General features: G+C 46.6%; 16 protein-coding genes. 6 read left to right on the forward strand and 10 right to left on the reverse strand.

The features are described 5' to 3' along the window. Positions 1 to 37 precede the first annotated feature (37 nt). Positions 38 to 1150, reverse strand: coding sequence for a TonB family protein (locus tag AC0KUT_RS05595; RefSeq protein WP_488834192.1), 1113 nt, complete (start codon positions 1148 to 1150; stop codon positions 38 to 40). 399 nt (positions 1151 to 1549) lie between these two features. Between AC0KUT_RS05595 and AC0KUT_RS05600 the strand changes: the two genes are divergently transcribed. Then, the gene (locus AC0KUT_RS05600; protein WP_488834194.1) at positions 1550 to 2224 is read left to right on the forward strand and encodes a cyclic nucleotide-binding domain-containing protein; all 675 of its coding nucleotides are present in this window, start codon (positions 1550 to 1552) and stop codon (positions 2222 to 2224) included. Between the two features lie 254 nt (positions 2225 to 2478). Here AC0KUT_RS05600 and AC0KUT_RS05605 read toward each other — a convergent pair whose 3' ends face one another. Next, a complete protein-coding gene (locus AC0KUT_RS05605; RefSeq protein ID WP_488834197.1) occupies positions 2479 to 3336 on the reverse strand; it encodes a hypothetical protein in 858 nt (285 codons plus the stop codon). Positions 3337 to 4163: 827 nt separating this feature from the next. On the opposite strand from AC0KUT_RS05605, the gene dinB reads away from it, so the two are divergent. After that, entirely contained in the window at positions 4164 to 5222 is a 1059-nt protein-coding gene (gene dinB, locus AC0KUT_RS05610; RefSeq protein ID WP_488834199.1) for a DNA polymerase IV, read from the forward strand. 444 nt (positions 5223 to 5666) lie between these two features. Further along, complete coding sequence (locus AC0KUT_RS05615) at positions 5667 to 6092, forward strand: ExbD/TolR family protein (RefSeq protein WP_488834200.1); 426 nt, start codon at positions 5667 to 5669, stop codon at positions 6090 to 6092. 130 nt (positions 6093 to 6222) lie between these two features. Here AC0KUT_RS05615 and AC0KUT_RS05620 read toward each other — a convergent pair whose 3' ends face one another. Beyond that, positions 6223 to 6966, reverse strand: a complete 744-nt coding sequence (locus tag AC0KUT_RS05620; protein ID WP_488834201.1) for an aminoacyl-tRNA deacylase — start codon at positions 6964 to 6966, stop codon at positions 6223 to 6225. A 26-nt stretch (positions 6967 to 6992) separates the two neighbouring features. On the opposite strand from AC0KUT_RS05620, the gene tnpA reads away from it, so the two are divergent. Genes tnpA through tnpC form a run of 3 tightly spaced genes read left to right on the forward strand, consistent with a single transcriptional unit; the run spans position 6993 to position 9219 of the window. Next, positions 6993 to 7283 (forward strand): IS66 family insertion sequence element accessory protein TnpA, encoded by a 291-nt coding sequence (gene tnpA, locus AC0KUT_RS05625; RefSeq protein WP_488829881.1) that lies wholly within the window; start codon positions 6993 to 6995, stop codon positions 7281 to 7283. Beyond that, complete coding sequence (tnpB, locus tag AC0KUT_RS05630; protein WP_488829882.1) at positions 7283 to 7630, forward strand: IS66 family insertion sequence element accessory protein TnpB; 348 nt, start codon at positions 7283 to 7285, stop codon at positions 7628 to 7630. Before tnpA ends, tnpB begins: the two co-directional genes overlap by 1 nt. Positions 7631 to 7671: 41 nt before the next feature. Continuing rightward, positions 7672 to 9219 (forward strand): IS66 family transposase, encoded by a 1548-nt coding sequence (gene tnpC, locus AC0KUT_RS05635; protein WP_488829883.1) that lies wholly within the window; start codon positions 7672 to 7674, stop codon positions 9217 to 9219. A gap of 115 nt (positions 9220 to 9334) precedes the next feature. Here tnpC and AC0KUT_RS05640 read toward each other — a convergent pair whose 3' ends face one another. The 7 genes from AC0KUT_RS05640 to AC0KUT_RS05670 all read right to left on the reverse strand — a co-directional run bounded on the left by AC0KUT_RS05640 (position 9335) and on the right by AC0KUT_RS05670 (position 17321). Next, positions 9335 to 10618 (reverse strand): aspartate aminotransferase type Ic, encoded by a 1284-nt coding sequence (locus AC0KUT_RS05640; RefSeq protein WP_488834202.1) that lies wholly within the window; start codon positions 10616 to 10618, stop codon positions 9335 to 9337. 191 nt (positions 10619 to 10809) lie between these two features. Beyond that, positions 10810 to 12843, reverse strand: a complete 2034-nt coding sequence (locus tag AC0KUT_RS05645; RefSeq protein ID WP_488834203.1) for a M48 family metallopeptidase — start codon at positions 12841 to 12843, stop codon at positions 10810 to 10812. A 66-nt stretch (positions 12844 to 12909) separates the two neighbouring features. Continuing rightward, on the reverse strand, positions 12910 to 13503 hold the full coding sequence (locus tag AC0KUT_RS05650) for a LemA family protein (protein WP_488834204.1): 594 nt from the start codon (positions 13501 to 13503) through the stop codon (positions 12910 to 12912). An 87-nt stretch (positions 13504 to 13590) separates the two neighbouring features. Continuing rightward, positions 13591 to 14184, reverse strand: a complete 594-nt coding sequence (locus tag AC0KUT_RS05655) for a BON domain-containing protein (RefSeq protein ID WP_488834206.1) — start codon at positions 14182 to 14184, stop codon at positions 13591 to 13593. Beyond that, positions 14184 to 14771, reverse strand: a complete 588-nt coding sequence (locus AC0KUT_RS05660; protein ID WP_488834208.1) for an SIS domain-containing protein — start codon at positions 14769 to 14771, stop codon at positions 14184 to 14186. Before AC0KUT_RS05660 ends, AC0KUT_RS05655 begins: the two co-directional genes overlap by 1 nt. A gap of 246 nt (positions 14772 to 15017) precedes the next feature. Next, positions 15018 to 15410, reverse strand: coding sequence for a YraN family protein (locus AC0KUT_RS05665; RefSeq protein ID WP_488834210.1), 393 nt, complete (start codon positions 15408 to 15410; stop codon positions 15018 to 15020). Between the two features lie 33 nt (positions 15411 to 15443). Next, positions 15444 to 17321: a penicillin-binding protein activator gene (locus tag AC0KUT_RS05670; protein WP_488834212.1), complete on the reverse strand. Its 1878-nt coding sequence runs from the start codon at positions 17319 to 17321 to the stop codon at positions 15444 to 15446. Positions 17322 to 17347: the final 26 nt, after the last annotated feature.

Here is a 17347-nt window from a genome sequence, read left to right on the forward strand (position 1 = left end):
TGTGCCCAAGGTCATTAACCTAGGGCACAGGTAATGCTTATCTTGATGAAAGGTTGAATCTCACCGGAATAGTAAATTGAAACTTTGTTCCTGCAATCGCGGCAGGAAGTGGAGGGAATGGCTCAGCGCGTTTCACTGCATTTTCAGCTTCTTTAGTTAAAGCCTCATACTTACTTTCTTCCACTCTGCTGGTGCTCAGCACATTACCTTGTCTATCAATCACTACGCCAATACGTACACTGCCTTCCTGTCCTCGACTTTGTGCACGTTGCGGATATTTAATTTTTGCGGTTACCTTTTTCAGGGCATCAGAAACATAAAATTGACGTGCGAGAAGGCTTTGAGTCGTAAGAGCAGGGCCCGCTTCGTCGTCTTCATCATCTTCATGTGCAATAACTGGCGTAGATGGCGCAATCTTAGCTGTCGGTATAGGTTGCTGAGCTATAGGTGTACTGCTTGCCTGCGGAACTGCTTCTTTTGTCGTGTTGGTCAGTCTAGGGACATCTAAGCTCGGTCTTTCAATCTTAGGTGTATTGAGCGCAAGGTCTGGCAATTCAGGTTTGATAGTGGTTTTGGCTATGGCTTCGCGCTCATTTTTTATGGCAGCTACTTTTTCAGCTTCTTTTTTAGGTGGTGTTTTGGTCTCTTCTGCAATAACAGTTTTAGATGCCCAGTTATTGATTTCTTTGGTGCGTGAACTACTGGCTTGCAACTGCTCGTAACGAGCGCGTAAATTAGCATTTACATCGCCCATTTTAAGTAAATCATCTTTAAAGTCTGCAGCTAAAGGAACCCTGCCAATCCACGTCGAAAGGAGCATCGTAAAAAATTGATTGTCTTTAATATTGCCTAAGGTTACCCCGTTGATAGATACGTCAACGCCATTTCCTGGATTTGATGTAAAGACAATATGATCGTTTGGTAAAATTCGTCCTTTGAAGAAGCTGTCGAATGTAACCATATTGTCGGCTTGGGCAGTAAGAAAGTCGGCTTTACTGTTAATAGCCATACTTTCAATCCACATGCGACTAAAGCGTCGAGTCGCGATACCATCGTGTGCCAGCACTTTGATTTCCATGCGCATGGGTAATTTAGAGCTCATTAGGGTATTGGCATCATTACTTAAAGAGTCTGAATAGAGTGCTCCCATGAATAATTCCTGGCCTAACTCTTTGTGTATGCCTATGCCATTTAGCATAGTGGCTGCCGTCACGTGGAAAGAGCATAGAAAAAAAACGAGCCCTAAAAGACGTTTGGTATTAGTGTAAACCTGCATATATAAGCTGCTCTCATCTGTACAAGGCAATAGTCGCCCTGTGATATGGTTTAGAGTTATCGTTGAATATGGTACAGAATATAATATAGAACGTGTGACATTGAATAGCCATTGAACCTATTGCTTATAGCATCGCTCAAATCTGCTAACATAGTACAATTAATTGGATAGACCATAATAAATTTAATAATTAGCATCGTATTAGCGGGCTTAAGCCATACTCTATCGAGTTCAGTTGTTAAATTCTATACACAATATCCCTATGGGTAGACTATGGAAACAAAATCGCTGCATAAAATCCCTCGAGATACACTGGAGCACCTATTAGCGGGTATCCCTTTTTTTAAAACAGTTAAGCAGCAAGATCTTCGGCAGCTGGAATTATTGCTCAACGCTTCTAAAATTATCGCTTATAAGCCCGATGAAGTTGTTTTGCAAAAGGGGGATAGCGGCAATTGGCTGTTTTTTTTATTAAAAGGTCGCTTGGCTGTTTATGTTGATCATCCGTCAAAAGGTGATTTGGTTAACTATGTAACGCCAGGTGAGGTTTTTGGTGATATTGCCCAGTTGGTAGGGCAAGCTCGTACAGCCACCGTTACGGCTGATGCTAGCGCGCGGGAGTCGTTGGTACTATCGTTAGATTTTACTGTATTCGGGCAGCTAAACTCTGTTAGCCCTATCTCCCTTCAAACCAAGCTAATTTATTATCGAAATATGGTTCATAACTTGCGTTGGAAGTTAGAGGTTTATCGCTCGCAACACTTGAATCATGAATTGGCGAGTAAGCATCGGCAAGTACGTCTTTATGCTGGCCCGAAGGATACCTTTGGTGAGCTGTCTTCGCTTTATGAGCAAGCTCAAGCCCTTGCGTTACTTCTATTGGAGTGGAATAAAGAGTTTGGTGTGTTGTCGACGGAGGTGGCTCCTACAGGAATCGGGTCGGTGTGATCATGCGGCGTAAGGTATGTTCATTTCTTTGAATTGATGCAGTTATTGGTTCGTTCTTCGCAGATGAGTATTACAGGCTTATTTTATGGCAAGGCGTTAAGGTGTATTTTACTTTAGCTATTTTTAGAGTTAATGCCTGAATGGTGGATAGAGGGCTTGAGTTTAAAGGCCAAATTGAACAGAGTGTTAACCACCGACAATAAAAAAGAGGCGCCTTTGGGCGCCTCTTTTTTATTGTCGGTGGTGCGAAAGGGTTAAACGGCAGTAACTGCTGCTGGAGCCTTAGGTTTGCGACCACGTTTAGTTGCTGCAGTACCGGCAGGCTTCTTAGCTGCTGGCTTGCGCGCTACTTTTTTAGCGGCAGGTTTGGCTGCTGCTTTTTTTGCAGGGGCTTTTTTGGCTACTGGAGCCTTTTTAACTGCGGCAGGTTTTTTAGCGGTTGCTTTCTTGGCTGCTACAGCGGTTTTTTTAGCGGCTGCTTTTGCTTTCAAAGTTGCTTTTTTAGCGGCTACTTTTGCTTTAGCTGCGGCCTTCTTCTCTGTTGCTCTTTTTTTCAGTGCTGCTTTTTTTGCTGCCAATTTAGCGCGGGTAGCTGCTTTTTTGGCTGCAAGCTTAGCTCTCAAAGATGCCTTCTTGGCTGCTAGCTTAGCGCGGAGTGCTGCTTTTTTCTCTGCGACTTTAGCTTTTGCTGCAGTTTTCTTGGCGGCAGCCTTCAGGCGCTTAGCGACAGCAGCTTCTGCTTTTGCAACGGCTTTGTCGTGTGCCGCGGCAAGTTTGTTAGCTGCTTTAACTGCTGCAGCTTCTTTTTTGGCGGAAGCAACAGCTGCTTTTGCAGCGTCAGCTACTTTTTTAGCGCTTGCTACAACTACTTTAGCAGCAGCAGTTTGTTTAGCTGCAGCTGGGGTTTTCTTTTTGGCAGCTGCAGCTAATTTGCTTTGTGCCGCTTTTAATGTTGCGCCAGCTTTAGCCGCATCTTTAGCTAGGCCAGCGATTACTTTAGCCGCTTCTGCAGATTGAGCTACGCGTGCTTTTGCCAGTTGAGTTTTAAGTTGAGCCAATTGCTGTTCCAAGCTTGCAACAGGATTAACTGAGGTTTGTTTACGTGCAGCCATGGTGTGCTTCCTTTATGATTTTTGAAAGGTATAAAAATGGATTAAAAGTCCAACATGTATACGTTAAAACTTTATGAAAAAAATTCAAGTTTTTTGCGTCAAATACTTAATAAAAACCTGTTTTTTTTGTTGTTTTTAACAAAAAACTATCGAAAATTGTCTTTTACACAATTTTTCTAGAAAAACATCCTGCATTCGCATTTTATTGGCGCCCTTAAAAAATTGTCATTTTAAGTTTTGGTTGATTGAAATAATGAGTTTATGAATTATTAAAAGGGGAAGGTGGTGGCCGATAATGAGTAATTTGATAATCAAAGTAAATGATTTTAAGTGGGTGGTTATAGCTAGAGTCAGGATCGCTAAGTGCAGGTAGTTTTTGTGGCAGTGTCATTTAGGTGGAGGGGAAATGCTTTTCAATTTTTAATCTTTAGGTCGTGATGAGGCTGCCTTCGTGAGCGAGAGGTATTTATGGGTGATTATCATTGGGGAATATGTCACTCAATAAGCGGATGGTACAACACATAACAGATTGGACAATTGTGGTTTTCCATCGTTTTATGATGGATATGCAATGGTTATAGGTAATGAATGTATTGCACTCTATTTCTAGTAATCACTAAGGGCTAACAAATAAGCGCTGATCCAAAGTGAGATTGTTAGCAGCAAAAACGCACCGCCTAGCGATTGATTGATTTTATTGTTCGCTTACTTTGTCATTTTCTGGTTGTTGCTTGCTTTGCATGGCAGTTTCTTTTCAAAAGTTGGGGGCTTTGGTTGAGATGGTCTGCAAAGTAGATATACTGTCTGCATATACAGCTGGTGTGTTTATGAGAAAAATAATTCATTGTGATGCAGATTGTTTCTTTGCTGCAGTAGAGATGCGAGATGATACTTCTCTGCGAGGGCGCCCAATTGCCGTTGGTGGCAGCGCTACAGCGCGCGGGGTTATTTCTACGTGTAACTATGAAGCTCGTCGTTTTGGTGTGCGCTCGGCTATGCCAGCGATAACGGCACAGCGGTTGTGCCCAGGCTTGATTCTTTTACCGCATCGAATGGATGCTTATCGCGATGCATCTTTGAGAATGCGCCATATTTTTTATGAATTCACAGATTTGGTGGAGCCGCTTTCACTTGATGAAGCTTTTTTGGATGTGAGTGATGCCTGTGTATTTCAGGGGAGCGCCACACTCATCGCAAAAGAAATTCGTACACGTATTCGGCGTGAAGTGGGAATAAGTGTTTCTGCGGGTGTAGCTCCGAATAAGTTTATCGCCAAAATAGCGAGCGATTGGAATAAGCCGGACGGGTTGTGCGTAGTAACCCCAAGTCATGTTTCTGAATTTGTGGCGCGGTTGCCAGTTAAAAAAATTTATGGCGTCGGCCAAGCGTTGAGTGCGCGCCTGAGTGAATTGGGGGTGGAGACGTGCGCTGACTTACAAAAATTTTCCATATTTGAGTTGAGTCAGCGTTTTGGGCAAATGGGTAAGCGATTATTTGAGCTGAGTCGAGGTGTGGATGACCGCGAAGTAGTTGCTGGGCGCAGGCGAAAATCCTTGAGTGTCGAACATACTTTTCCGCAGGATCTTCCGGGTGTGGCTGAATGTGTGTTGCGGCTACCAGAGTTGGCTAAAGAATTAAGCGCGCGCTTGCATCGACTTGAAGAGGGTTACAGTGTAATAAAGCTGTTTGTTAAAATGAAGTTCACTAATTTTACATCCACCACTATAGAGCGGAGTGCGTCCGATGTGGTGGTGGAAGATTTACAGGAATTATGTGCTGAAGCATTTAAACGGGTTAATTTGCCTGTGCGACTCCTTGGTGTTGGTGTTCGCTTTGTAGATTTACGTGAGGATAGGGCATTTGTGCAATTGGATCTTTTTAATTGAGTGGCTTCTTTTGTGGGTAAGAGGGCGTACTAAGATTGGATGCAAAAAACTAAGTGACAGTATATGCGACCTTGCAAGCAAGAAAAATTGTCGCCCTAGTAGCTCTGTCGATGTTGGGAATGTCGAGATGCCAGAATCTATGACCTGATATGGGCGCGTGGTTGATATGTTTGGTCATGAAAAGCGTTTATGGTGGTATCTGCATGGCCTTTGGTGGGGTATGAATTCGGCGTAAAAGCGGAATAGTGAGTTATATCCCATACCTTAAATTGTTCTATGTGGGTTAATAAGTGAGCTGTTTTCTGTGGGTGAGTTTGTTTGGGGGTATAAAATCGCTAAAATGATACCAATAAAGCATTGGTCTTTCGGCGCGCAAAACTGTTAGAATCGCCTGCTTTATACTACCCTTATCAGAACGTTATATAACATAGAGGAGTGCCCAGGGTGAGTCGCAGAAAAAAAGGCTATAGTGCTGATGATGGCAACGAGATCGATTTGACGCCCATGTTGGACGTTGTGTTTATCATGTTGATCTTCTTTATTGTTACGGCATCATTTGTAAAAGAGATAGGTATCAACCCTAACGTACCTGAACCCAACAAGAATCCTCCACCAGATGAAGCCCCACAGAATATTTTGGTGCGTATTTCTGCTGATAATCAAATTTGGGTTATGGAGAAAGAGGGTGAGCGCCGTGTGGATGCTCGCGCTATTCGTTCAAATATTGAGCGTCAACGTGCTGAATTGCCTAAGGCAGCTGTTATTATCCAAGCAAGTGTGAAGGCTAATACCGGTACTTACGTTGCTGTGGCTGATGCCGCACGCCAGGCTGCTGCACCTAATGTGGTGATGATTCCTAGCGATAAATAGGTAGTATGCGTATTTAAAAGCCGCCTTGATTGATGTCTTGGCGGCTTTTTTTATGGGCCTTAGTTACTGATTGTAATTACTGATTGTGAATCTAAGGCCTGTAAGTGCGAGGGTGGGCATAACTCAAGGTCTAGAGTTCGTACTCTTGTCGTTGGTATTTACGAGGTAAACGGCTTTGGCGGGTTCGCTCCGCGCTAAAATGTTCGTGAAGTTTATTTTGCATCAATTGTGCAAAGTCAGGTTGGTTAAGACAGATAAGATGACGATGATCGCCTGCTTCAATATAAACAGATTCGGCCCCTGATAGCGCATCATCCCAAATGATATCTAGGCCATAGGCCTCGCCTAGGGCGGGAATAGCGCCTGTGGCACAGTCTTGAAAGATTTCGGCTAGTTCTTCTTCGGCAACTAATTCCATGTGACGGTCAAATATTTCGTTGAGCGTGCGCCGTAGAATTTTATTGCGAGTGGGGAGTAGGCAGAGGACGTAGTGGAAATCTTCATCGCGTAGTAGTACGCCTTTAGCAAGGCAGTGATCATCTATTTTCGCGACTTTGGCGGTGTTGTAGGTGCCTTCGCAGTATTCGTGCTCCAGTAAGGTGAATTGGATTTGTTTCGCTTTTAAATATCGTTCTACAGTTGCAGCAACGCCCATAAAAAGTCTCCAGTTGCGCAGTGCGCAGAGAAAGGGGTTAAACACTACCTGTATGTAATAATTGAATCCAATCAAAGAGGGTTTTGTGGTGTCGAGATGACCATCACTTACTGAGTATAGGTTGAATTTGACGTAACAAACCGAGAGTTTTGGAATAGCTTTGTGATTATTAGGTAAGCGTCCAATAAAGCACACATTCCCATTTTGGCCACCAATCATTAGCCTAATCCTTTTTCAACAGAGGAATGATGATGGCCAGATTAACACAAGAGCAATGGCGAGCACTGATTAAGGAGCAAGCCGCCTCAGGACAAACCGCGAAGGCATTTTGCGCAGAGCGCGAGATTGATAATAAATATTTCAGTACACGCAAAAAGCAATTGGCGACGCAACCCGCAGAAAATCGCTTTGTTGCGATAACGACAAAACCCCTCGAAAACCAAAGTATTCAGCTTCACATCGGTGCCACACAGCTGCGTATGCCCACGGGAGTATCGGCGCAATGGTTAGCGGACGTTATTAAGGCGCTTGCATAATGCGCTGCTTTGTTGATCCGCCTGCTATTTTTCTGTACAAGGATGCTATCGATTTTCGCAAATCCATCAATGGCCTCGTCGTAGTGATAGAGCAAGCGTTGGAGCGCTCGGCATTTGAGCCTGCGCTGTATGTATTTTGTAATCGCTCGCGCGATAAACTGAAAATTCTTTATTGGGATGCTACAGGCTTTGTACTCTGGTACAAACGTTTGGAAAAATCCCGCTTTAAGTGGCCAACACAAATTCAAACTGCAACACTTACCTTGAGTGAACAACAATTACAGTGGCTGCTAGGCGGTTATGATGTGATTGGGCATCAACCGGTATTTTTTCAGCAAGCCAGTTAATTATTTTGATGTAACCTCGGTGGTCGTAGTAAAATACGGCCATGCCAAACTCTCATAAATTACTTGTCGAAATTGATTCGCTTAAAGAGCGAAATAAAATATTGGAGCAAGAAATTCGTTTTCTGCGTGAGCAATTCAAGCTGGCGCAAAGCCGCCAATTTGGCACGTCTTCAGAAAAATCCCCAGATCAACTTGATTGGTTATTTAACGAAGCGGAAGTAATAGTAGACGAAATCCGTGCAGACAGTGACGCAGAGATAACAACAGACGCTACAGCGGCGGATATCACATCTGCCGCCACTTCAACTAAAAAGAAAACCGGCCGTAAACCATTGCCCGCCGATTTGCCGCGTGAAACACGCATAATTGATATCGCTGATACAGAAAAAATGTGCCCTTGCTGTAATGGCGACTTACACAAAATCGGCGAAGAAAAAAGTGAACAACTAGAATACATTCCCGCCAGTTTAAAAGTCATTGAAACCCTGCGCCTGAAATACGCCTGTCGTCAGTGCGAAAAGAACCATACGAATACGCCGATTGTGATCGCCCCTGTGCCAGCCAGCCCCATTCCCAAAAGTATGGCCACGCCCAGCTTGCTGGCACACATTATCGGCAATAAATACCAATTGGCACTGCCGCTGTATCGCCAGGAAATTATTTTTAAGCAACTGAATATCGACCTCAATCGCAACACCCTGTCCAACTGGATAATGCGTAGTGCGGATGTTCTTGAAAGGCTATTGCAGCGATTAACAATAACGCTGCTAACACAAACCGCCATCCATGCAGATGAAACGCCAGTGACAGTGCTTCAGGATGACAAAAAAAATTACATGTGGGTCTACTGTAGCGGCAGAGATTCTCCTGATCCGAACAGCTCCGCGAACAACATTGTGATTTACGACTATCAACCCAGTCGCGCAGCTGCTTGCCCGAAAGAATTTCTAAGCGGCTATAAAGGCTATTTACAGGTTGATGGTTATGCGGCTTACGAAAGCACTCAAGCAACACTGGCTGGTTGTATGGCTCATGCACGCCGGAAATTTACCGATGCGCAAAAAGTACAACCAAAGGGCAAAGTAGGCCGTGCTGATTGGGCAGTGGCGCACATTCAGAAACTCTACCGTGTGGAAGCGCTACTGAACGACAAAACACCGGAAGAAAAATATACCCTGCGGCAGTTGCATGCTGTACCGCTGCTCACTGAATTTAAAGCATGGCTCGATAAATCAGTGGAACAGACGCCCCCTAAATCCACATTAGGTCATGCGGTCGCATACACGCTGCGACAATGGAGAAAGCTCACTACCTACACACAACACGGACAACTGTGCATCGACAATAATCGCGCGGAGCGCGCCGTAAAACCCTTTGTGATCGGCCGCAAAAACTGGCTGTTTAGCAACACCGCCAGCGGTGCGAGAGCCAGCGCGATTTTATATTCGATTATCGAAACGGCTAAGGCAAATGGTCTGAATCCGGTAAAGTATGTTGAGCATTTGCTGACAGAAATCCCTAAGCGCAATACAGATGATGGACTTGAAGATTTGATGCCTTGGCAAGTAAATCTAGGTGTGGTTGGTTAGACGCTTACATTATTAGAATGCTTGGGTATGAGAGATTTTTCTATTTGTTGATCGACCATAAAAAATGCCGCTACGTTAGCGGCATTTTTTATGGTGTTTATAGCAATTAATGCAATTAACCAATATTTGCTAATTGTTGTCTAACAGATGCTAATTTAACGCAAACAACAAATACTTCCATGGCACCAACCACTTCAGGTACGGTTGGGACCGAAGGCGCAATGCGAATATTGCGATCTTCAGGATCTTTGCCGTAGGGATAAGTTGCGCCAGCAGGTGTTAATTTTACGCCTGCTTCAGCAGCTAAACGCACAGTTTCTTTTGCGCAATTGGCACGGGTGTCGAAAGAGACAAAGTAGCCGCCTACAGGTTTTTCCCAAGCACCCAGATCCGTTCCATCAAAGGCTTTGCTCAGTGCAGACAATACGGCCTCAAAGCGTGGGTTCAATAGCTCTGCATGTTTTGCCATGTGGCTCATAAGTGCTGCTTGATCAGGCAGGAAGCGTGTGTGACGAATTTGATTCACTTTATCTGGGCCGATTGTGCAGGCATTTAAGAATTTTTTAATACCTGCCAAGTTGGCGGCGCTTGCGGCTATAAAGGCAACGCCTGAACCAGCGTGGGTAATTTTTGATGTAGATGCAAATTGCACCACTGAATCTTCAGTGCCGTGACGCTGGGTCGCTTCAAGAATGCTGGCCAATACCGGTGGGTTGGCAATTAAGTCATGTACCGAATAGGCGTTATCCCAGAAGACGCGGAAGTTAGCGCCGGCAATTTTTCCGAGCTGCGCAATACGTTCAACCGTTTCATTGCTGTATACCACACCGGTAGGGTTGGAATACTTGGGAACGCACCACATACCTTTAATGGATGTGTCGGCTTTTACCATGGCTTCAACGGCATCCATGTCTGGGCCGGTCGCCGTCATGGGAACAGTCACCATTTTAATGCCGAGTTGTTCGCATACGGTGTAGTGGCGGTCGTAGCCGGGAACGGGGCAAAGGAATTTCACTTCGCCTTCATTTTTCCATGCGCTTGCTGCATCTTTCAAACCGAATTGATAAGCGGCGAGCATGACTTGAAACATCAGCGTTAAACTGCTGTTGCCGCCAACCAATACATTGGCTGCGGGCACGCTCATAATATTGGCACCCAGTTGTTTGGCTTCGGGTAAACCATCCAGGCCGCCATAGTTGCGCGTGTCGGTGCCATCGGCGGCGATGTAGTTTCCCTGCAGCAGGCCGTCTAATTTATCGGACAGGTTTAGCTGTTCGGCGGAAGGCTTGCCACGGGTCACATCCAGATTGAGTTTTTTGGCAAGAATAGTTTGATATTCGGCGGCCAGTTGGCTTTCCCATTGGCGCAATTGATCTGCTGAAGCGTTATTCAGTTGCAAAGCGAGTACCTCAATCTAGGTTAGTGAACGAATAAATTAAGCTGTATCTGAAGCTTGAGTGGTCTATTAATCTGTTTAGCTAGTCCTTTGGGACTGGCACAGATTACATCGGCGGGATTAGGCGCGCGCTATTATAGCGGGTTACCCGAGTATTTTCACTGTGAAGTTTTTATGATCTTGTCGCTGTGTCGTTAGCTGTTAGCTGTTAGCAGTGGCGGCATAGGGCAATCAAGACAGTCGGCAATAGCGCGCAACAATTCCGCTTCTGCCAGTGTGATTTTGCCATCGGCTATCACGCACGTCCCTAGGGCTTTAAGTAATTTTGGTTTTTGTAAGGGCGCCAATTGGTTGAGCTGTATGAGTGCTTTATCGAGCTGTACCAAACTAATGTCGCGCTTAGCCAGTATTTTGGTATTTTCAAACTGAAGAATGCTTTGCGCTTGTGCGAATGCTTGAGTTGCTGCTGCGCTGTTGTCCGCACCGGCTTGTGCAAGTAATGACACTAATAGATGGCTCTCACTTTGCAGGCTGTGTAATTTTTTGTGGCGGGAGTGGCGCTCCGGCTTGGTGGTGTTGTGCAGCAAAATACTGTAAATGGCCCATTCGCTTAGGCTAATTTTGTCATCCGCGCGAATCAGCAGTTGTACACATTGTAAAAATTGTGTCAGTACCGCAGGTGCTAAGGTTTTGAGTGAGGGAATGGCTAGCTCTATTAGCGGTAGGCGCAATTTGTCAGCTGCATTGGCTGCTGCGGTCATAATTTCTGTGGATGCCTCAAATTCCATAGAGCCCAATTTTTGTTCGAGTAGTTTTAGTTGATGTGTTTGTGCCTCGGTGGAGCGGTCGAGCAATAGCCCCCATGCCAAAGCGCGCGCTTTAAGTGGTTGTTGAGCCGCAAGTTTTAACTCAGGTGTAATTTCTTCCAAGCGCGCGCGCGCGTATTCCAAGTGCGCGTGTGTGGGAGTCGCCACTGAGTCGACCAGTTGATCCTCAGTAATATTTTCAGATGCTAATGCAGTAGCATTTTGATAAGGCGTGGTTTGTGCTGAGTAATTTCCTACTGAGCCAGCTAAAACGGTTGCAGCGGTTGTTATGGCAAGTGCTGCATCCTGCTTGGCTTTTTGTTGTGCTGCATTCGTGTCGGCCGATAATCCTTCTTCCTTTATATAGCTATCAATTTTAATTTCCGGAAAACTACCATCCCAGCGCGGATCAATGCGCTTAATGCGCGTCGCCAGTGGTGGATGAGTTGCCATGAGTTGAAAGACGCTAGAAATACCTTGGCCGAAATACATGTGGCTAAACTCTGCCGCATGGTTATTCGATAGCTTTGAGCCTTGGCTGTGAGCGCCAATTTTTTGTAAGGCGCCGCTAATGCCCGCAGGGTTGCGGGTAAATTGCACCGCTGAGGCGTCAGCAAGAAATTCACGTTGACGGCTGACGGCGGATTTAATGAGATTGCCGAAGAAAGTGCCCGCATAGCCAACGACGATTAAACCAAGGCCAAAACCCATAATGGCCCCCTGAGAATTTTTTTTATTGCTGCTAATCATGCCGCGCCGGCTATTCGAATAGAGTAAAAACTCTCCGATAAGTCCCAGGAGTAATATGCCGTGCAATATGGCGACTAAGCGCATATTAATGCGCATGTCGCCGTGAAAGATATGGCTGAATTCGTGGGCGATTACGCCCTGTAGTTCATCGCGGTTGAGTAGCTGGATGCAGCCGCGGGTGATACCTATAACCGCATTTTGTGGCGTGAAGCCTGCGGCAAAGGCATTGATGGCTTGATCTTCAATCACATACACCGACGGCACACTGGTGCCCGAGGCTATGGCCATTTCTTCTACCACATTGAGAATTTTGCGCTCGTCGGCATCTTGGGTATTGCCTAAAAGTAAATGCCCTCCCATGGCTTGAGCGACAGCCCGCCCGCCTGATTGCAGCTGTAAATATTTATAGCCGCTGCCCAGAAGAACGACTGTGCAGATTGCCAGTGAAACCCAACCGAGTGTTTCAAGCGGCACTGATTGCAGCAGCCCCGCCCAGAGCCCGCTAGTATTTTGCTCGTAGAGTTGGCCAGTAGAATTTTCGCGTAGGTAATAAAAGAAGAATGCAAACAACAGAGTGGTAATGGCAATGAGCGAACACACTGCTAGCACCAGCAGTAAAATTAAGCGTGTGGTGTTGCGCTTAGCTTGATCCTGTTGTTCAAAAAAATTCATAGAGCATCCTGACGCGGCGCAAAGGCCTTGCACCAGCAAGGTAGTTGCTGGTGCAAGGCGAAGAGATTAGAACTGAACTTTAGGTGCTGCTTGAATGGCGGCGCTGTCAGCAAACTCGAGCAGGCTCGCGTCTTTTGAGTGGCCAAAACTTGCGGCAAAAAATACTGGCGGGAAGCTTTGTTTGTAGGTGTTGTATGCGGTGACACCATCGTTGAACGCCTGGCGTGCGAAGGCGACTTTATTTTCAGTACTGGTAAGCTCTTCTGAAACCTGCAGCATATTTTGCGATGCTTTTAAATCGGGGTAGGCTTCCATCACCACATTTAACCGGCCCAATGCACTGGTCAGTGCACCTTCGGCGCCGCCGAGTTGACTCATGGCCGCTGCGTTACCGGGGTTCGCTGCTGCTGTTTGCAAACCATTCATGGCTTGGTTGCGCGCACTAATAACCGCTTCAAGGGTTTCGCGCTCGTGTTTGATATAGCCTTTTGCGGTTTCGACTAAATTGGGAATCAAGTCATAGCGACGTTTTAGTTGAACTTCGATTTGTGCAAACGCATTTTGGTAGCGATTGCGCAGGGTGACGAGTTGGTTGTAAATACCGATGACATAGAGCACTACAAGGGCAATGATGACGAGCAACACAATCGTAGAAATCATAGTCGCAATTCCTTTAAGGATGAAAGATGAAGTAAGGAATACTAGCAGCAATCATTGGAAATGTCAGAGCCCTTATCCTAGGGCTTGTTAATCTACATATTCGAATACCTTAACCACGGCACCCACGCCGCGTGTGGTGCTCGCAATCTCCGTGATGCGCTCAGCTTGATAGCGTGATACCAGCCCCATAAGAAAAACCGTTTTCGCCTCGGTGACTATGCGAATTCTGCCTGAGTCAATTTGGCGGTTGACCATAAGTTTGGTTTTTAATTTGGTGGTGAGCCAAGTGTCGTAGCTGAGGGTGGTTATTTTAACGTCGGGGGCGACGCTCAAGTGATTGTGCAATTCACGCAAACCATGAATGGTGCTCAGCGTGGTAGTAGCCAGTTCGCGCAGTTCTACACTGGGCACTTGTCCGGTTAACAATAGATAGCCATTAAAGCAATCGATATTAATGCGCGCCTCAGCGAGTTCATCGCTGGCCTTTTTTAGGTTGACGCGTGCAACCGTGGCGAGTTGTATGTCGTCAATTTTAGTGCCGAGTGAACGTTTATAGGGGCTGAGTTGAATCGGTTCACTGGTGGTGACGTTAATAATTTGTGCGCAGCCAAGTAGCTGCAGGCTGCAGATGAGTAACACTAACCAGCAGCTAAAACCTGCGCGCGTGAGAACACGGTGCATTAACAGTAACCTCCAAAGAGTTGTTGATCGATAAGATCGCAAATGCAAAATAAACTTAACAAATGCACTTCGTGAATGCGAGGTTTGACTCTTAAGGGAATGCGGAGTTCAAGGTCATGAGTGTCAAGCAGTGCGGAAATGTCGCCACCATCGCCAGCGGTGAAGGCAATAACGTGCATTTCTTTGTCGTGTGCCGCGCTAATAGCTTGCAGTAGGTTACTGGCTTTGCCACTGCTGGTGAGCAATAGCAGTACATCGCCTGCTTGGCCGAGGGTGCGAATTTGCTTGGCGAAGATGTCACTAAAACTGGTTTCGCTGGCAATGGCGGTTTGAGTGGCGAAGTCGGTGCCTAATGTGAGCGCGGGCAGACTGGGGCGCTCTTGTTCAAAGCGGGTCATAAGGCTAGCGGTAAAAATTTGCGCTTGCGCTGCGCTAATGCCATTGCCGCAGCTCAATACTTTTTTTTCATTTAGGAGTGCTTGCACAATCATTTGGCTGGCACTGGCAATGAGTGGTGCGAGTTGTTCGCCTACGTGCATTTTAGCTTCAATGCTTTCGTGAAACAGGGTGATGACCCGCTGGTCCATAAGTGATTCCTGTAATGATGTCAGTAGGTGATATCAGTAAATGATTGCTGTCGATTTGTTCAGACAGCTATATATTTGTTGCTATTATTTGTTGCTATTATTTGTTGCTACTATTTGTTGCTATTAATAGGCGCGAGAGCCTAACAATGGCTTCTATTTATAGACGGTAAAACGTATTAGAAATGATATGTGTGACAAGTTATAGGTATTCAATAAGCGCTGTGCGCCCTGTTAAATATGAAGTCCTTAAGCACCGAAAGCGTTCTTAATCCAGTCGGGCTTGGCGTCACCGGCTTGACTCGCTAAGTGATCCAGTGCAATCACATCAAAGCGGCAGGCGACCTTGTCGATCAAATTCATATCCAATAAAAATTGCTGCGCCGTCTTAATAATTTTTTGCTGCTTGTGATAATTCACTGACTCGGCAGCGGAGCTGAAGTGGCTATTGCTGCGTAAGCGCACTTCTACAAATACCAAGGTCATGCCTTCAGACATTATTAAATCAATTTCACCGGCTTTACAGCGATAGTTTTTTGCGCGCGCGACTAAGCCTTGGGACGTTAAATATTGCTCGGCAAGTGCCTCTGCCCTTGCGCCCCTAGTGGGGGTGTTAACGTCCTTGCTGTGTTTAAACCACATGATCTTGTCTGCACTCCTAGCGTAAATTAAACCTTATTGATCTAAGTCGCTTTGATTAATAACCGTGGGCAGTGCTTGGGCGAGGCCATTGCGAAAGCGCGCCCAGGTTTGTTCGCGTTCTATACGTCCATCTGCCTGCATCTTGAGTGAACCCGTTGCGCCGTAAATACGCATTTGTGGCACCTGTGCTAGTTGCGGTAAGCGGGCGTAAAGGCGGAAAGCATCGGCACCCAGGGCGTGCAGGCGGCCGTAGACAGCGGCGGATTTTGTATATTGCGCAATCGCCTCTTTTTCTGGGTTGCTTTCAAATATCCAGGGCATGCCGTTAAAGCGAATGCCATTTAGGTCGCGGTCGGCGGTGGCGTTGGGTTCGCCTGAATAAATTTGGCTGGTCGCGTACACGGGAATATTGCCCGCATAGTGGAAGGCAAAGGTGGGTTTGATCTGGCGCGCTTGCGCGGGGTTGGCGATTAAAAAAATCATGTCCACATCGGCGCGTCTATGAGGTGACGTTTCCAGTTTGATACCTAAAAAGTCCTGTAATTCACGCGAGCGCTGCAAACTGGGCTCAATCAGCATGGCTTCTTTGATCAAGCTTGAATAGTTGGTGTTGGGCTTAAATTCTTTGAGTGCCACCACGGTGCCACCTAAATGCTCCCATTCTTCACTAAAGGCACGCGCGCTGCGCTGGCTCCACTCTTGGTTGGGAATAATGATCATCGCTTGGCGATGGCCTTCAAGGTAGCCTTGGCGGGCGACTTGGCGCGCTTCATCTTCAACAGCTAAGCCAAATTGGTAGAAGCCCTTAAGGGGTTTGGGAGGCGGGGAATCGGCATAATTTAGGCTGAGTAAGGGCACGGGTAGTGAGGGTAATAAGCTCAGTTCAGATACTTTTTCTTTGTCTAGGGGGCCAATAATTAAATCGGCACCATCGGCAACCGCTTGGTTGTATGCATTTAGGGTGTCTTCACTGCTGTCGTATTGGCGCACTTCGGGCAGGTTGCGGCCCTTTTTCATGGCTTGGTAATAAGCTGAGAAGAAACCATCGCGCACCGCCTCTCCCGCTTCGGCGAGCTTGCCCTCCATAGGGAGTAAAAGCGCGATTTTTCTGGGCTGCTTGGCAATCAGGCTTTGCAACAGGCGCAGGTCACTCGGCAGATTGTCGTGGGCAGGGTGTTGCGGCCAGCGGTACATCCAGTCTTGCAATTGATTTTGTTGATGCTCCAAATCGCTCTGGTTGTTTTTTGCCAGAGCCGCCAGGCTATACCAGCCGCGTGCTGTGTCGGTGGGTTGCTCTTCGGCGAGCGTTTCGAGCTTGCTGACCGGAAGGCTCATAAGATCTTGCCAGAGCGCTGCTTGATTGGTGTTGTCGAGCTTTTCCTGCGTGATCAAACTAGAGAGGTTGATGCGTTCGTTAACGCCGCGCTCGGCTTCACCCAGCAATGAAAATACTCGCGCGCGCTTTTCGCGCAAGCTGATTTCCGTGGCGGGTTCCATTTGTTGCCATAGGCCATCTAGGCGCGGCTTAGTGAGTAGGCTGTAGGCTAAAAAGTTAGCTTCATCCTTAAGGGCGATGGTACTGAGTAGGTCGGTGTGCTTGATAAAGGCATGGTCGGGCAGATAATCCGCATCCATAGTGCCTAAGAGCGAACGCGCTCGGCTTAGTTTACCGGTATCTAAATAGGCTTGTGCCGCTTGGAGTACAAGGCTTTCGCGCTCGGGAGACGTCGCTTGCGCCGCCATTTTCAATAGTTTCACCGCGCTAATACTCGGCGCCTTTTGGCTGGCCTGAGCTTGCTCGGTTTTAGTCGGTGCGGTGCCGCAACTGCTTAGCGTTACACTCAGTGCCGCCGCGAGGGCTAAGCGCAGGAGGTTTGTGCCCACAAAAGAAGGGTATAATGAGCCGCGCAAAAGGTGCCGGTAAAACATAAAAACCT

Source organism: Cellvibrio sp. 25HG11W-0 (assembly GCF_057815475.1).

Bases quoted from the DNA above. Each gene is read 5' to 3' on its own strand.
- AC0KUT_RS05595 (WP_488834192.1), bottom strand. From the start codon at position 1,150: ATGGGAGCACTCTATTCAGACTCTTTAAGTAATGATGCCAATACCCTA.
- AC0KUT_RS05600 (WP_488834194.1), top strand. From the start codon at position 1,550: ATGGAAACAAAATCGCTGCATAAAATCCCTCGAGATACACTGGAGCAC.
- AC0KUT_RS05605 (WP_488834197.1), bottom strand. From the start codon at position 3,336: ATGGCTGCACGTAAACAAACCTCAGTTAATCCTGTTGCAAGCTTGGAA.
- dinB (WP_488834199.1), top strand. From the start codon at position 4,164: ATGAGAAAAATAATTCATTGTGATGCAGATTGTTTCTTTGCTGCAGTA.
- AC0KUT_RS05620 (WP_488834201.1), bottom strand. From the start codon at position 6,966: ATGATTGGTGGCCAAAATGGGAATGTGTGCTTTATTGGACGCTTACCT.
- tnpA (WP_488829881.1), top strand. From the start codon at position 6,993: ATGATGATGGCCAGATTAACACAAGAGCAATGGCGAGCACTGATTAAG.
- tnpB (WP_488829882.1), top strand. From the start codon at position 7,283: ATGCGCTGCTTTGTTGATCCGCCTGCTATTTTTCTGTACAAGGATGCT.
- tnpC (WP_488829883.1), top strand. From the start codon at position 7,672: ATGCCAAACTCTCATAAATTACTTGTCGAAATTGATTCGCTTAAAGAG.
- AC0KUT_RS05645 (WP_488834203.1), bottom strand. From the start codon at position 12,843: ATGAATTTTTTTGAACAACAGGATCAAGCTAAGCGCAACACCACACGC.
- AC0KUT_RS05650 (WP_488834204.1), bottom strand. From the start codon at position 13,503: ATGATTTCTACGATTGTGTTGCTCGTCATCATTGCCCTTGTAGTGCTC.
- AC0KUT_RS05655 (WP_488834206.1), bottom strand. From the start codon at position 14,184: ATGCACCGTGTTCTCACGCGCGCAGGTTTTAGCTGCTGGTTAGTGTTA.
- AC0KUT_RS05660 (WP_488834208.1), bottom strand. From the start codon at position 14,771: ATGGACCAGCGGGTCATCACCCTGTTTCACGAAAGCATTGAAGCTAAA.
- AC0KUT_RS05665 (WP_488834210.1), bottom strand. From the start codon at position 15,410: ATGTGGTTTAAACACAGCAAGGACGTTAACACCCCCACTAGGGGCGCA.